Origin of the sequence: Micromonospora sp. NPDC005257 (assembly GCF_042872445.1) — a bacterium.
In the GTDB taxonomy this organism is placed as follows: Bacteria; Actinomycetota; Actinomycetes; order Mycobacteriales; family Micromonosporaceae; genus Micromonospora.
In genome coordinates, this window is the sequence record NZ_JBIAKL010000008.1 from 237,250 (window position 1) to 251,297 (window position 14,048).

14 protein-coding genes and 1 pseudogene are annotated in these 14,048 nt (G+C 73.7%); 12 read left to right on the plus strand and 3 right to left on the minus strand.

Annotation, left to right across the window (positions count from 1 at the left end):
- The first annotated feature begins 22 nt into the window (after positions 1-22).
- From ACFYO8_RS18860 to ACFYO8_RS18895, 8 genes are all read left to right on the plus strand, one after another.
- Positions 23-502: a Na(+)/H(+) antiporter subunit C gene (locus tag ACFYO8_RS18860; RefSeq protein WP_387189102.1), complete on the plus strand. Its 480-nt coding sequence runs from the start codon at positions 23-25 to the stop codon at positions 500-502.
- The gene (locus tag ACFYO8_RS18865) at positions 499-2,004 is read left to right on the plus strand and encodes a Na+/H+ antiporter subunit D (RefSeq protein ID WP_354865565.1); all 1,506 of its coding nucleotides are present in this window, start codon (positions 499-501) and stop codon (positions 2,002-2,004) included. Before ACFYO8_RS18860 ends, ACFYO8_RS18865 begins: the two co-directional genes overlap by 4 nt.
- A complete protein-coding gene (locus tag ACFYO8_RS18870) occupies positions 2,001-2,633 on the plus strand; it encodes a Na+/H+ antiporter subunit E (protein ID WP_354865563.1) in 633 nt (210 codons plus the stop codon). Before ACFYO8_RS18865 ends, ACFYO8_RS18870 begins: the two co-directional genes overlap by 4 nt.
- Before the next feature lie 11 nt (positions 2,634-2,644).
- A complete protein-coding gene (locus tag ACFYO8_RS18875; protein ID WP_013284715.1) occupies positions 2,645-2,908 on the plus strand; it encodes a monovalent cation/H+ antiporter complex subunit F in 264 nt (87 codons plus the stop codon).
- Positions 2,909-2,969: 61 nt separating this feature from the next.
- A complete protein-coding gene (gene mnhG, locus ACFYO8_RS18880) occupies positions 2,970-3,302 on the plus strand; it encodes a monovalent cation/H(+) antiporter subunit G (protein ID WP_354865560.1) in 333 nt (110 codons plus the stop codon).
- A gap of 163 nt (positions 3,303-3,465) precedes the next feature.
- The gene (locus tag ACFYO8_RS18885) at positions 3,466-4,821 is read left to right on the plus strand and encodes a hemolysin family protein (RefSeq protein WP_354865558.1); all 1,356 of its coding nucleotides are present in this window, start codon (positions 3,466-3,468) and stop codon (positions 4,819-4,821) included.
- Positions 4,818-5,882 carry a hemolysin family protein gene (locus tag ACFYO8_RS18890; RefSeq protein WP_354865556.1) on the plus strand — a complete coding sequence of 355 codons (1,065 nt, stop codon included), beginning with the start codon at positions 4,818-4,820 and terminating at the stop codon, positions 5,880-5,882. Before ACFYO8_RS18885 ends, ACFYO8_RS18890 begins: the two co-directional genes overlap by 4 nt.
- 100 nt (positions 5,883-5,982) lie before the next feature.
- A complete protein-coding gene (locus ACFYO8_RS18895) occupies positions 5,983-6,912 on the plus strand; it encodes a sporulation protein (protein WP_354865554.1) in 930 nt (309 codons plus the stop codon).
- A gap of 42 nt (positions 6,913-6,954) precedes the next feature.
- On the opposite strand, the gene leuE is transcribed toward ACFYO8_RS18895, so the two are convergent.
- Together leuE and ACFYO8_RS18905 are read right to left on the minus strand one after the other, a co-directional pair.
- Positions 6,955-7,617, minus strand: coding sequence for a leucine efflux protein LeuE (gene leuE, locus ACFYO8_RS18900; protein WP_354865552.1), 663 nt, complete (start codon positions 7,615-7,617; stop codon positions 6,955-6,957).
- Positions 7,614-8,861 carry a bifunctional pyridoxamine 5'-phosphate oxidase family protein/GNAT family N-acetyltransferase gene (locus ACFYO8_RS18905; RefSeq protein ID WP_387257368.1) on the minus strand — a complete coding sequence of 416 codons (1,248 nt, stop codon included), beginning with the start codon at positions 8,859-8,861 and terminating at the stop codon, positions 7,614-7,616. The genes leuE and ACFYO8_RS18905 overlap by 4 nt, the downstream gene beginning before the upstream one ends.
- A gap of 38 nt (positions 8,862-8,899) precedes the next feature.
- On the opposite strand from ACFYO8_RS18905, the gene ACFYO8_RS18910 reads away from it, so the two are divergent.
- Both ACFYO8_RS18910 and ACFYO8_RS18915 read left to right on the plus strand, forming a co-directional pair.
- On the plus strand, positions 8,900-10,237 hold the full coding sequence (locus ACFYO8_RS18910; protein WP_354865548.1) for an aminotransferase class I/II-fold pyridoxal phosphate-dependent enzyme: 1,338 nt from the start codon (positions 8,900-8,902) through the stop codon (positions 10,235-10,237).
- Between the two features lie 89 nt (positions 10,238-10,326).
- A pseudogene (locus ACFYO8_RS18915) lies at positions 10,327-10,621 on the plus strand (uracil-DNA glycosylase family protein); the annotation flags it as partial.
- Positions 10,622-10,843: 222 nt separating this feature from the next.
- Here ACFYO8_RS18915 and ACFYO8_RS18920 read toward each other — a convergent pair.
- Positions 10,844-11,218, minus strand: coding sequence for a VOC family protein (locus tag ACFYO8_RS18920; protein WP_354866000.1), 375 nt, complete (start codon positions 11,216-11,218; stop codon positions 10,844-10,846).
- Between the two features lie 318 nt (positions 11,219-11,536).
- Here ACFYO8_RS18920 and ACFYO8_RS18925 point away from each other — a divergent pair, with 318 nt between their 5' ends.
- Both ACFYO8_RS18925 and ACFYO8_RS18930 read left to right on the plus strand, forming a co-directional pair.
- Positions 11,537-12,679, plus strand: a complete 1,143-nt coding sequence (locus ACFYO8_RS18925; RefSeq protein ID WP_354865998.1) for an acyl-CoA dehydrogenase family protein — start codon at positions 11,537-11,539, stop codon at positions 12,677-12,679.
- 69 nt (positions 12,680-12,748) lie between these two features.
- Complete coding sequence (locus ACFYO8_RS18930; RefSeq protein WP_354865546.1) at positions 12,749-14,047, plus strand: MFS transporter; 1,299 nt, start codon at positions 12,749-12,751, stop codon at positions 14,045-14,047.
- The last annotated feature ends 1 nt before the right edge of the window (position 14,048 follow it).

Below are 14,048 nucleotides of genomic sequence, written 5' to 3' on the forward strand. Positions count from 1 at the left end.
AGTCGCGAACAGAGGTGGCTCAGTGACGAGGAGCGCGGCCGGGCCGACGCTGGTGCTGGTGCTGGCCGTCGGGGTGCTCGTCGCCACCGGCGTCATGCTGTTGCTGGAACGCAGCCTGACCCGGATCCTGCTCGGCATCATCCTGCTCGGCAACGGCGTGAACCTGCTCATCCTGCTCGGTGGGCGGTCCGGCGCCGCACCGCTCGTCGGTTCCGCCTCGCAGGGCGAGATGAGCGACGCGCTGCCGCAGGCCATGGTGCTCACCGCCGTGGTGATCACGTTCGGGCTGACCGCGTTCCTGCTCGCTGTCGCCTACCGGAGCTGGTACACCAGCGGCGACGACGAGGTGCAGGACGACCTGGAGGACCGGCAGATCGTCCGGCTCGCCGAGAGCAACGAGGTGTCCACCGCGGACCACGGCGGTGAGGGCCCGGACGACGACCCGGAGCAGGTGGACCCGGAGCCGGCCCGGCGGCGGTTGCATCGCGGGGACGCCTCATGACCGCGCTGGTTCCGCTGCCGGTGGTGGTGCCGCTGCTCGGCGCGGCCCTCACCCTCCTGCTGTCCGGCCGGCCCGGGTTGCAACGGTGGATAAGCGTGCTGTGCCTGTCCAGCGTCCTTGTGGTGGCGGCGGCGCTGCTGGTGGAGGCGTACCGGTTCGGGCCGGTGGTGGTGCACGTGGGCGGCTGGCCGGCGCCGGCGGGCATCGTGCTGGTGGCGGACCAGTTGGCGGCGCTGATGGTGCTCGTCTCCTCGGCGGTGACGCTGTGCGTGCTGCTCTACTCGATCGGGCAGGGCCGGGGCGAGACCGGGGAGACAGCGCCGGTGAGCATCTACCACCCCACGTACCTGGTGCTGACCGCCGGCGTCACGAACGCCTTCCTCGCCGGGGACCTGTTCAACCTCTTCGTCGGCTTCGAGATCCTGCTGGCCGCGAGCTTCGTGCTGATCACGCTGGGCGGCACCGAGGTGCGGCTGCGGACCGGATCGACGTACGTGGTGGTCAGCATCCTGTCGTCACTGCTGTTCCTGTCCGCGGTGGGACTGGTGTACGCGGCCACCGGCACGCTGAACATGGCGCAGCTCGCCGGCCGGCTGGACGCGTTGCCGTCGGGCGTACGCCTGACCCTGCAACTGATGCTGCTGCTCGCGTTCGGGATCAAGGCGGCGGTGTTCCCGCTGTCGGCGTGGCTGCCGGACAGCTACCCGACCGCGCCCGCCCCGGTGACAGCGGTCTTCGCGGGCCTGCTCACCAAGGTCGGCGTGTACGCGATCATCCGTGCCGAGACGTTGCTGTTCCCCGGCGGCCAGGTCGCCACGCTGCTGATGGTGGTGGCCGGGCTGACCATGGTGGTCGGCATCCTCGGCGCGGTGGCGCAGTCGGACCTGAAGCGGCTGCTGTCGTTCACGCTGGTCAGCCACATCGGGTACATGATCTTCGGGGTGGCGCTGAGCAGTGTCGCCGGCCTGTCCGGGGCGATCTTCTACGTGGTGCACCACATCACCATCCAGACCACGCTGTTCCTGGTCGCCGGCCTGGTCGAGGAACGCGCAGGCAGCACCGACCTGCGTCGCATCGGCGGCTTGGCGCGGGTCGCCCCGACCCTCGGCGTGCTCTTCTTCGTCCCCGCGATGAACCTCGCCGGCATCCCGCCGTTCTCCGGCTTCCTCGGCAAGCTCGGCCTGCTCCAGGCCGGCGTGGCGGCCGGCGGCGTGCTGCCCGCCGTGCTCGTCGCGGCTGGCACGCTCACCAGCCTGCTCACCCTCTACGCCGCTTCCCGGGTGTGGAACATCGCGTTCTGGCGGGAGCCCCGGCTGGCCACCGCCACCCCGCCGGCCCGGCTGCCCGGGCTGATGGTCGGCGCGACCACCGCCCTGGTGGCGCTGGGGGTGCTGTTCACGCTGGCGGCCGGGCCGCTGTTCCAGGTCACCGCGGACGCGGCCACCGACCTGCGCGAACGCACCCCGTACGTGCGGGCGGTCCTGCCCGGGGACGTGCCGTGAGCGACCACCTGCCCCCGGGCGGGGGCGCGGCCGGAGAGCCCGCGGGCGTTCCCCGGGCGGCGCCCGCCCCGGACGCGCCCGCCCCGACCACCGGCCGGGGCGGGCGGCGGCGGGACCAGGCGGTCGCGCTCGGCTGGCTGGTCGTCGTGTGGATGCTGCTGTGGGGCGACGTGTCCTGGGGCAACCTGGTCGCCGGCCTGGTGGTCGGCGTGGCGGTGCTGCTGTTCTTCCCGCTGCCGTCGGTCACGTTCGGCGGCCGGGTACGCCCCCGCGCGCTGCTGGTGTTCGTGGCCACGTTCGTCGCTGAGCTGGTCAGCGCCAGCATCCACGTGGCAGCCGTGGCGCTGCGCTTCGGCTACCGCCCGCGCGGCGCGATCATCGCGGTGCCGCTGCGCGTGCGCACCGACCTCAACCTGACACTCACCGCCGAGGCGATCTCGCTGGTGCCGGGCACGCTGATCATCGACGTCGACAGGGCGGAGGGCGTGCTCTACGTGCACGTGCTCGACGTGCGCGGACCCGAGGACCTGGTCGGCAGCCGCGAGCGCGTGCTCGCCGTCGAACGGCGCATCGTGCGTGCCATCGGATCTCCCGCCGAGGTACGCCGCCTCGGCCCCGAACCCGTGTAACGGAGGAACCAGTGACAGTCCTGCTCGCCGTCGCGCTCACCGTGCTGCTCTCGGCCACCGCGTTGCTCGCTCTGGCCCGGATCTACCGCGGACCGTCCCTGCTCGACCGGGTCGTCGGCGCCGACCTGCTGCTGTCGGCGATGCTCGCCGCGGTGGGGGCGGAGGCGGCGGTGAACCGGCACGCCACCACGCTGCCCGTCCTGGTGGTGCTCTCCCTGCTCGGCTTCATCGGGTCGGTGTCGCTGGTGCGCTTCGCGGTCCGGGCTGAAGCGTGAGCGCGAGGAGTGAGCCGGTCTTGCGAGCCCCGCAGTCGCGAACGGAAGGAGGTTCAACCTGATGGTCGGCACGATCGTGGACTGGGTGGGTGGGGTGCTGCTGCTGGCCGGGGCGGCGCTGGCCCTGATCGCCGGCATCGGGCTGGTGCGTTTCCCGGACGTGCTGGACCGCATGCACGCGGCCACCAAGCCGCAGGTGCTGGGCGTCCTGCTGCTGCTGGCCGGGCTGGCGCTGCGTCTGCGTACCCCCTCGGACCTGGGCATGCTGGTCCTGGTGGCGATCTTCCAGCTCGCCACCGCGCCGGTGGCCGCGCAGATGATCGGCCGGGCCGCGTACCGTTCCGGACGGGTCGACCGGACGCTGCTGGACGCCGACGAACTGGCCGGACGGTGAACCGGACGCACGGGAGGCTTCCCGGCACCCTCAGCGAACGTCCAGCGGCTACCGATAAAATGGGCCGCATGATCGACTCTCCTGCCCCGGAGGGCAGCAGTAGCCGGCCGGGTAATACCCGGCGAATTCCCTCCCCGACGACCCCGGGAGCCCTGAACCTCCCGTGTTGATCCTCGTCGGTCTCCTTCTCATCACCGTCCTCACCGCCGCCACCGGTTACTTCGTGGCCCAGGAGTTCGGTTACGTCGCCGTGGACCGTGGCAAGCTCAAGCAGCTCGCCGACGGTGGCGATCGTCCCGCGGCCCGGGCCCTGGAGGTGACCGCGCGGCTCTCCTTCATGCTGTCCGGCGCCCAGCTCGGCATCACAGTGACCGCCCTGCTGGTCGGTTACGTCGCCGAGCCGTTCCTGGGTGCCGGGCTGGCCGATCTGCTCGGCCTGGCCGGGCTGTCCAGCGCGGTCACGCTGCCGCTGTCGGTGGCCCTCGCCCTGACCATCGCCACAGTGGTGCAGATGGTCCTCGGCGAGCTGGCCCCGAAGAACCTGGCCATCGCGCGGGCGGAACGGCTCGCCCGGGCGCTGGCGCCGTCCACCCTGCTCTACCTGAAGATCGCCGGTCCGCTGATCACGCTGTTCGACAGGGCGGCCGTTCGGCTGCTCCGCCGGCTCGGCATCGAGCCGATCGAGGAGCTGCCCAGCGGCGCCACCCCGCAGGACCTGGAACAGATCATCGCCGAGTCCCGGGAGGAGGGGCACCTCGACGCCGAGATGTCCGACCTGCTGGACCGGGGTCTGGACTTCCGGGAGCTGACCGCCGGGGAGGCGATGGTGCCGCGCGTCGACGTGCACACCATCCGGGCGGACGAGCCGGTCAGCCGCATCGTCGAGCTGCTGGACACCGGCCACTCCCGGTTTCCGGTGAGCGGCGCCGAGGGCGTCGACGACCTGATCGGCGTGGTCGGCATCGCCGATGTGCTCGGGGTGCCCCCGGCGCAGCGCGCGACCACCCGGGTCGACGCGGTGGCCGTACCCCCGTTGCTGGTGCCCGAGACGCTGCCGCTGCCGACGGTGCTGGACCGCCTGCGGTCCGGGCACCGGCAGCTCGCCTGCGTGGTCGACGAGTACGGCGGCTTCGCCGGCGTGATCACGCTGGAGGATCTGGCCGAGGAGCTGGTCGGGCCGATCCGCGACGAGGACGACCCGCCGGACCGGGCCGCGGCGCGGCAGGAGGACGGCTCCTGGGTGGTCCCGGCGCGCTGGCGCATCGACGAGGTCGCCGACAGCACCGGCATCGAGCTGCCCGAGCGCCCCGAGTACGACACGCTCTCCGGTCTGGTGATGCGGGAGCTGGGCCGGGTGCCCGAGGTCGGTGACCTGCTGGAGATCCCGGTCGCCACGGACGGCGACGAGCCGGCCGCCGGCCCCCGGGTGCTGGTCGAGGTGCTGGCGGTGGACCGGCACGTGGCCGACTCGGTGCGGCTGCGGTCCACCGCCGACGTGTCCGGGGAGGGTGCCGCATGAGCCCCGGGTTCGCGTTGTTCTTCTCCGTGGGGCTGCTGGCGCTCAACGGGTTCTTCGTGGCCGCCGAGTTCGCGCTCGTCGCGGCCAAGCGGTACCGGCTGGAACAGGCGGCGGCCGGCGGCGGCCGGGCGGCCCGCGCGGCGCTGGACGGCGTCCGCGAGCTGAGTCTGATGCTGGCGGGCGCGCAGCTCGGCATCACGCTGTGCACGCTGGGTCTGGGCGCGCTGGCCGAACCGGCCATCGAGCACCTGCTCAGCCCGCTGCTGCACGCGGTCGGCCTGCCCGATGCGGTCAGTCACGTGGTGGCGCTGGTGTTCGCGCTGTCGCTGGTGACGTTCCTGCACCTGGTGGTCGGCGAGATGGCCCCGAAGTCGTGGGCGATCACCGACGCCGAGCGTTCGGCGACGCTGCTGGCGCTGCCGTTCCGGGCGTTCGCCCGGATCGCCCGGCCGGTGCTGTCCGTGCTCAACGGGCTGGCGAACGCGATGCTGCGCCTGGTCGGGGTGCAGCAGCAGGACCAGTTGGCCCAGGTGCACGGCCCGGACGAGCTGCGCATACTGCTGGAGCAGTCCCGGGAGCACGGCCTGCTCGGTGCCGAGCAGCACCAGTTGCTGACCAGCATGCTGGAGCTTCAGGGCACCACTGTCGCCCAGGTGATGGAGCCGTTCGACCAGATCGTCACTGTGGGCCGGGGCGAGACCGCCGAGCGGATCGAGCACGTCTCACGCGACAGCGGCCGGTCCCGGCTGGCCGTTGTCGACGCCGGTGGCGAGGTGTGCGGCCTGGTGCACGTACGCGAGGCGGTGCGCGCCGTCACCATCGGCCGCCCGGCGACCGCGGAGGAGCTGATGACAAGCGCCTTCACGCTGCCGGCCGAGGCGTCGGTGACCGAGGCGGTGACCTCCATGCGGGCGCAGCAGGCGCAGCTCGCGCTGGTGAGCAACGGCGGTGGGCCGACCCGGCCGATCGGGTTCGTCGCGCTGGAGGACCTGCTGGAGGAGGTCATCGGCGAGTTCGACGACGAGACCGACCCGGTGCCGCGGGGCCGCCGGATGCGCTGAGCGTCATGATTCACGCCGGCCCGGCGAGGTGGGGACACCTCGCCGGGCCGGCGTCCGTTTCGGCCTGGCATGGGCGGGCGGGCAGCGGGAAAGCCACGGCATGCGGTTGACCGGCGTGTCGCGGGACTCCGCCTGGACCGGGCTGTCGGTGAGCACCACGGTGCCCAACCCGAGCACCCGGCCCGGCCTGCGCCTGCCCGGCCGGGTGACGCTCAGCGCGGGCGGATCGGACGTGCCGGTCCGGCACATCCGGCTCGGGCTGGTGACCCAGGTCGAGCCGGAGGATCCGGAGGCGCCCCGCCGCCTGGTGCAGTTCCAGACGTGGACGATCGCGGCGCGGTTCGTGGTGCCGGCCGGGCGGCGGCGCGCTGTCGACTTCGCCGTGCCTCTGTCGTGGGAGTCACCGGTGACCACGTACGGCGGGGTGCCGTTGCTGAGCCTGCGTACCGGGCTGCGGACCGAGGTGTCGGTGGATCCGGAGGTGGATCAGGGCTCGATGGTGCCGGTGCTGATCCATCCGCTGCCCGCCCAGGAGCACGTGCTCGCCGCGCTGGACACGCTCGGCTTCGCGATCCGGCAGGCGGGCCTGCGAGAGGGGCGGCTCCCGGGGGTGGAGCAGACGCTGCCGTTCCAGCAGTGGTACGGGTTCTGGGCCGCCCCGCTCTACGCCGGTCCGATGACCGAACTCGAAATGATCATGCTGACCGACTCGGCCGGCATGGAGGTGCTGCTCTGGCTGGACCGGCGGCTCTCCCTGGCCGGAATCACCCACCAGAGCATCAGCCGGTTCCGGGTCTGGCACGCCGGAGCCGACGAGCGCGACTGGGTGGCCACCGTGGACGGCTGGCTGCGGCACGCCATCGACAGGCACGCGGCGGCCGCCGCGCACGCCGACTGGTCGGCCACGATCCGCGAGTCGGCGCACGTCAGCCGCCGCCCCGACCGTCCGGTTGCGCCGGGCTACGGACTCGGGGGCACGGCCGGCGGCGCGGGCATCGGCGGTGGTGGCGGAGGCGGCGACGGCACGTGAGCAGCGCCGCCGCTGCCGGTGTAAGAGCCCTCCCCTTACACCTCAGCCGGCGGCAAGCTTGAGGCTGAAGCCGAGGAACAGCACCGCGACGGCTGTGGTGCCGCTCGCGGCGAGCCGGCGGCGCTGCCGGAACTGGGCCGCCAGGTAGGTGCCGGTGAAGATCAGCACGGTCAGGTAGAGCGCGCTGGCGACCTGTGCGATCAGACCGAGCAGCAGGAACGACAGCGCCGGCCACGCGTACGAGGGGTCGACGAACTGGATGAAGAACGAGACGAAGAACAGGATCGCCTTCGGGTTGAGCAGGCTGATCACCAGCGCACGCCGGAAGGGCTCCCGCTGCTCGGCCGGCTCCACCTCGTCGATCAGGCGCGGCGTGGCCGGGTCGTTGCGGTCGCGCCAGCGCCGCCACGCGCCGCGCAGCATGGCCAGCCCCAGATACCCGAGGTACGCCGCGCCGGCGTACTTGATCACCAGGTAGAGCGGCGGGTACGCCTGGAGCAGTGAGGCCACCCCGGCGGCGGAGAGGACCATCAGCACCGCGTCGCCGACGAACACCCCGGCCGCCGCCCGGTAACCGGTGGCCACGCCCCGGCGGGCGGCGGTGGCCAGCACGAAGATCGAGTTCGGGCCGGGCAGCAGCACGATCGCCACGGTGCCCAGCACGTACGTCCAGATGTCGGTGATCCCCAGCACGCCGGACATCATGACGCCGCGCCCACCGCCGGGCGAAGCCTTTCCCGCAGGCTGACCTGTGCCGTCGGCCACTCCTGCGCGAGCATGGAGTACTGGACGGTGTCCCGCCAGGAGCCGTCGGCGCGCTGCTTGTGCTGCCGCAGCACGCCCTCCCGGCTCGCGCCGAGCCGTTCGATGGCCCGCTGGGAGCGTTCGTTGCGGAGGTCGGTGTGCCAGACCACGCGGACCGCGTCCAACTCGTCGAATGCCCGGCCGAGCAGCAGCAGCTTCGCCTCGGTGTTCACGCCGGTACGCCACCACGGGCGGCCCAGCCAGGTGTAGCCGATCGCCAGTGACCGGCGTACCGGGTCGATCTCGTAGTAGGAGGTCGTGCCGATCACCGCGCCGGTGGTGGCGCAGCGCTGGACCCAGCACACCTGCTCGCCGCGTTCCTGCGCGTCGAGGTAGCCGGCCACAAGCCGGCGCATCTCGGCGGCGTCGGCCGGCTGGACGCCGCCCAGGTGCCGCCACACCTGCGGGTCGGCGGTGGCGGCGTACAGCTCGTCGGCGTGGGCGAGGTCGAGTGGCTCCAGCACCACGTGCGCGCCGCGCAGCACCGCCGGCTCGTGCCAGGGCGAGCGGGCTGCCCGCAGGTACGCCGGCACCGGCGTGCCCACCCCGGGCGCGGGTTCGGGGCGGCCCGGCGTGAGCCGCAGTGGCACCACGCCGGCCCAGTACGGCAGCGCCTCGTCGGCGGGCTCGTCCTTGACGCCGCCGGTACGCATCCGTACCGACACCTCGCGCAGCGGCAGCGCCAGCACCGCCGTCTCGGCCAGCTCACGCCGGTTCGGCGGGCGGCTCTCGGCGGACCGGCCGGCGGCCACCTTCTCCACCAGCGCGGTCAGCACCGCGGCCTTCTCGTCCGCGTCCTCGACCAGGCGGGCGGTGCCGTGCGCCACCACCGACCGGTAGTTCGCGCTGTGGTGGAACTGGGAGCGGGCGTAGATCAGCCCGTCGAGGTGGGTGACGGCGACGCAGACCGGCAGCCCGGCCTCGCCCCGGGCGGCGAGCAGCGGCCGGCTGCCGGTGGACCCGTGCAGGTAGAGCGTGTCGCCGATACGGACGTGCAGGGTCGGCAGGAGGCGCGGCTCGCCGTCCACCGTGAACGCCAGCGCGCAGTGGTACGCCTCGTCCAGTAGCGCGTGCGCGGTGGCCCGGTCGTAGGACATCCGGTCGCGGGTGCGGGTGGCCGTGGTGCGTTCGGTCGGAGGGTACACGTGACATCCCACCTTTGTTCTAGTACAATCTCTAAACTGTGGCAGCACATTATCAGATCGCCGGGTCCGCCTCCGCCGCGATTTCGGCAAGCGTCGAATCCGGCATCCGCACCGGCGCCCTCGCCCCCGGCGACGCCCTGCCCGCCGTGCGCGCGCTCGCCGCCGACCTCGGCGTCAGCCCGGCCACCGTCGCGAAGGCGTACCAGGAGCTGCGGCAACGCGGCCTGGTCGTGACCGCCGGCCGGCACGGCACCCGGGTCCGTCCCCGCCCACCGGTCGCCGCCCGCCGCGCCGCGCTGCTGCCTCCGCCGCGCACCGGCGGCCACGACCTCTCCGCCGGACAACCCGATCCCCGGCTGCTGCCCCCGCTCGGGCCGCACCTCGCCGCGCTCGCCGCCGAGATCGGACCCCCCGGCGGGTACGCGACCGACGCCGTGCTGCCCGACCTGGCCGCCCTGGCCCGGGAACGGCTAGCCGCCGATCGGGTCCCGGCCGGCGAGCTGACCGTCACCGGCGGGGCGCTCGACGGCATCGAACGGCTACTCGCCGCCCACCTGCGCCCCGGCGACGCGGTGGCGGTGGAGGACCCCGGCTGGGCCAACCTGCTCGACCTGATCGCGGCGCTCGGGCTGCGTACCGTCGGGGTGCCGGTGGACGACGAGGGCCCCACCGTGGCCGGGGTGCGGTCGGCGCTCGCCGCCGGGGTCCGGGCGCTGGTGGTGACCAGCCGGGCGCAGAACCCGACCGGCGCGGCCGTCTCCGCCGACCGCGCCGACGCGCTGCGCACGCTGCTGGCCGGCCGGGCCGACCTGCTGCTGATCGAGGACGACCACGCCGCCGAACTGGCCCGCGTACCCCTGCATCCGCTCGCCGGGGCGACCCCGGCGTGGGCCTTCGTCCGGTCGGTGAGCAAGCCCTACGGGCCCGACCTGCGGCTCGCGGTGCTGACCGGCGACGAGGCCACTGTGGCCCGGGTGGCCGGGCGGGCACGGGTCGGCGCCGGCTGGGTCTCCACTGTGCTGCAACGCCTGGTCGTGTCGCTCTGGCGCGACCCGGCCACCGCCGAGCTGGTGCGGCGTGCGGCGGACAGCTACGACCGGCGGCGCGACGGGTTGGTCGAGGCGCTGGCCGCACGGGGTGTGACCGCGCACGGGCGCACCGGGATCAACGTCTGGGTGACGGTGCCCGACGAGACGGTGGCGGTCACGACACTGCGCGACGCGGGGTGGGCGCTCGCCCCCGGCGGGCTCTACCGGATCGCCGCCGACCCCGCCGTGCGCGTCTCGGTGAGCGCGCTGGACGAGGCCGACATCCCCGCGCTGGCCGACGCGCTCGCCGCGGTGGGGAAGGGCCCCCTGTTGACGCATTCGGTATAGGTCCCTGTTGACAATCCCCGGCCGCCCGGCGGGCGGACAGCGCGGCGGGCCGCTCGCGTGGGCGGCGGCGGACGGGGTAGAACGTCGGCATGGCCGAGACCGAGACCGCCCCCGGAGCGCAGGAGTTCATCCCGCCCGGCGCGGACACCATCGACGCGCTGCGCGCCGCCGCCGGCGGATGCCGGGGCTGCGAGCTGTACCGGGACGCCACCCAGACCGTCTTCGGTCGCGGCGACGAACACGCGCGCGTGGTCTTCGTCGGCGAGCAGCCGGGCGACATCGAGGACCAGAAGGGACTGCCGTTCGTCGGCCCGGCCGGTCGGCTGCTGCGCAGTCCACCAGACCCCGGACCGGGTGCACGTCACCGCCTGCCGGCCCTGGCTGGTCGCCGAGTTCGCCCGGCTGCGCCCGGAGATCGTGGTGGTGCTCGGCGCGACAGCCGCCAGCGGGTGCCGGTGGACCGGGCCGGCGACGTCGCCGACGCCCCGGCGGCCCGGCTGCTCGCCACCATCCACCCGTCGGCGGTGCTGCGCGCCGACAACCAGGACGTCGCGTACGAGGGCCTGGTCGCCGACCTCAAGGTGGCCGCCGAGGCGCTGCGCTGAGTCAGGCGCGCTGCTGCCAGGTGCAGAGGCAGACGCGGTTGCCGTCCGGGTCGGCGAGCACCCAGAAATTCGGCGCCTCCGCGTCGCTGACGAGGGTGCCGCCGGCCGCCAGCGCGGCGGCGATCCGCGCGTCCACCTCGGCCGGATCCACCCACACGTCCGGGTGCCACCGCTGCCGCGGTTCGTCCCGGCCGGAGCGCTGAAACCAGAGCGTGGGCAGCACGCCGTCGGGGTCACGTACCTCGTCGTCGTCCGGGCCCCGGCCGTCGGGCGACTGCCAGGTCAGGACCGCCCGCCAGAACGGCAGCACGGCCGCGTGCTCCGGGGTGTCCAGCGCGAGTTCCAGGCGGGCCAGCCCGGCCGCAGGTACGTCCACCCGTCCAGCCCGGCCTCGGCCACCTGTTTCCCCGTGAGTGTGCTCATCCGGCCATCCTGGCGTGCGCTCCGTCCGGTCGCCATCCTCCATAGAGGATTACCCAACGGCGCGGGGGTACGGCTCCGGCATCGGCGGAACCCCGGCCTCGCGTGGAGCTTCTCCGGTTCGGCGCTCCCGGCCCCTACGTGGCCCCATGGCGTTCTCCGGAGTCCTCTGGCTTGTGCTGGCGGTGGCCGTACGCACCGGCCGCCGCGAGCGCCGGCTGCGCGCGGCGCTCGCCCCTGTCCGGGGCGGGTGAGCGGTGTCAGACTTGCCGCCATGGAGCAGCATCTCTACGAGCCCGTCCACGACGAGTTCCGCGACCTGTGCCGCCGTTTCCTGACCCGGGAGGCGGTGCCGCACCACGAGCGCTGGGAGGCCGACGGGATCGTCGACCGGCAGGTGTGGCGGGCCGCCGGCGCGGCCGGGCTGCTCGGCCCGGACGTCGACCCCGAGTACGGCGGCGGCGGGCAGCGCGACTTCCGGTTCAACGCGGTGCTGGACGAGGAGATCGTCGCGGCCGGGTGCACCGGTCTGGGGTTCGGGCTGCACAACGACGTGGTCGCCCCGTACCTGACCGAGCTGACCACCGACGACCAGCGCAAGCGGTGGCTGCCGGGCTTCTGCTCCGGCGACCTGGTCACCGCCATCGCGATGAGCGAGCCGGGCGCGGGCAGCGACCTGGCCGGCATCCGCACCACGGCGGTCCGCGACGGCGACAGCCTGGTCCTCAACGGGCAGAAGACGTTCATCACCAACGGTGAGATGGCCGACCTGGTGGTCGTGGTGGTCAAGACCGCGCCGGAGCAGGGCGCGCACGGGGTGAGCCTGGTCGTGGTGGAGACCGGCACGCCGGGTTTCGCCAGGGGCCGCCGCCTGGCGAAGGTCGGCCTGAAGGCGAACGACACCGCCGAGCTGTTCTTCGACGACTGCCGGGTGCCGGCGGAGAACCTGATCGGCGCCGAGAACCAGGGCTTCTACCACCTGATGGCCAACCTGCCCCGGGAGCGGCTGAGCATCGCCGTGGCCGCGGTGGCAGCCTGCGAGAAGCTGCTCGCGCTCACCATCGAGTACGCCCGCTCCCGGGAGGCGTTCGGCCGGCCGATCGGCCGGTTCCAGCACAACCGGTTCCTGCTGGCCGAGCTGGACACCGAGGTCACCATCGCGCGGACGTTCGTCAACCACTGCGTCACCGAGTTCAACGCGGGCCGCCTCTCGGTCACCGACGCGGCGAAGGCCAAGTGGTGGACCACCGAGTTGCAGACCAAGGTCGCCGACCGGTGCGTGCAGCTGCACGGCGGTTACGGCTTCATGGCGGAGTACCCGGTGGCGAAGGCGTGGCTGGACAGCCGGGTGCAGACCATCTACGGCGGCACCACCGAGATCATGAAGGAGATCATCGGCCGGGGCCTCGGCCTGTAGCTAAACCGGGTGCCAGCCGGTCGGAGTGGTGCGGGAGGATGAGACACCCACCCCCACCAGGAGCGCAGCATGTCCATCGGCCTGACCGCGCCGGCCCCGCCCCGGCCCGACGTCGCCCGCGTCCAGCGGCGTACCGTCCGGCTGCTGTTCCTCACCCAGATCATCGGCGGGATCGGCGTCACCATCGGCATCTCGGTCGGCGCGCTGCTCGCCGCCCGGGTCGCCGGCACCGCGCTGGCCGGGCTGGCGCAGAGCGCCGGGGTGGTCGGCGCCGCGCTGCTGGCCATCCCGGTCACCCGGCTCATGGCCGCCCGTGGCCGGCGGCCCGGCCTGGTCCTCGCGTACACAGTCGGTGCGGTCGGCGGCGTGCTGGTGGTGGTCGCCGCCGTGACGGGGGCGGTCCCGTTGCTCTTCGTCGGCATGCTGCTGTTCGGCGGCGGCACGGCGGCCAACCTCCAGGCCCGTTACACGGCGGTGGACCTGGCCGAGCCGCACCGCCGGGGGCGGCAGCTCTCGATGGTGGTCTGGGCCACCACCATCGGCGCGGTGGCCGCGCCGAACTTCGCCGCGCTCGCCGACGACACCACCCGGGGCTGGGGCCTGCCGGCGCTGTCCGGGCCGTTCGCCTTCAGCGCCGTCGCGTTCACGCTGGCCGCCGTCGTAATCCTGGTCCTGCTCCGGCCGGACCCGCTGCTCACCGCGCGCCGGCTGGCGGCGGCCGAGCCCGCGCCGGACTCCGCGCCGGCGGTCGCCCGCCGCGGTGGCATGGCCGCCGCGTGGCGCACGGTACGCCGCAGGCCGGCCGCCCGTCTCGGCATCGCCGCTGTCGCGGTGGGGCACCTGGTGATGGTCGCGGTGATGTCGATGACCCCGGTGCACCTCGGCGAGTGGCACTCCGACGAGGACGTGTTGCCGGTGGTCGGCCTGGTGCTGAGCCTGCACATCGCCGGCATGTACGCGCTGTCGCCGGTGGTGGGGTGGCTCACCGACCGGTTCGGCCGGCGCCCGGTGATCCTCGGCGGGGTCGCGCTGCTGCTGGCCGCGTGCGCGGTCTCCGGCACCGCCGGGCACCACACAGCGCTGCTGTCGGTGGGGCTGACGCTGCTCGGGCTGGGCTGGTCGGGCACGATGGTGGCGGGCTCGACGCTGCTGTCGGAGTCGGTGCCGACCGCCGACCGGCCCGGTGTGCAGGGCCTGTCCGACCTGCTCATGGGGCTGGCCGGGGCGGGCGCGGCGGCGGCGAGCGGGTTCGTCATGCGGGCCGTGGGGTACCCGACGCTCACCCTGCTGGCGGCGATCGCCGTGGTGCCGCTGGTGGCGCTGGCGCTGCGCCGTCCCGCCACGGCGCCACTCGACGAGGAGGACTGAA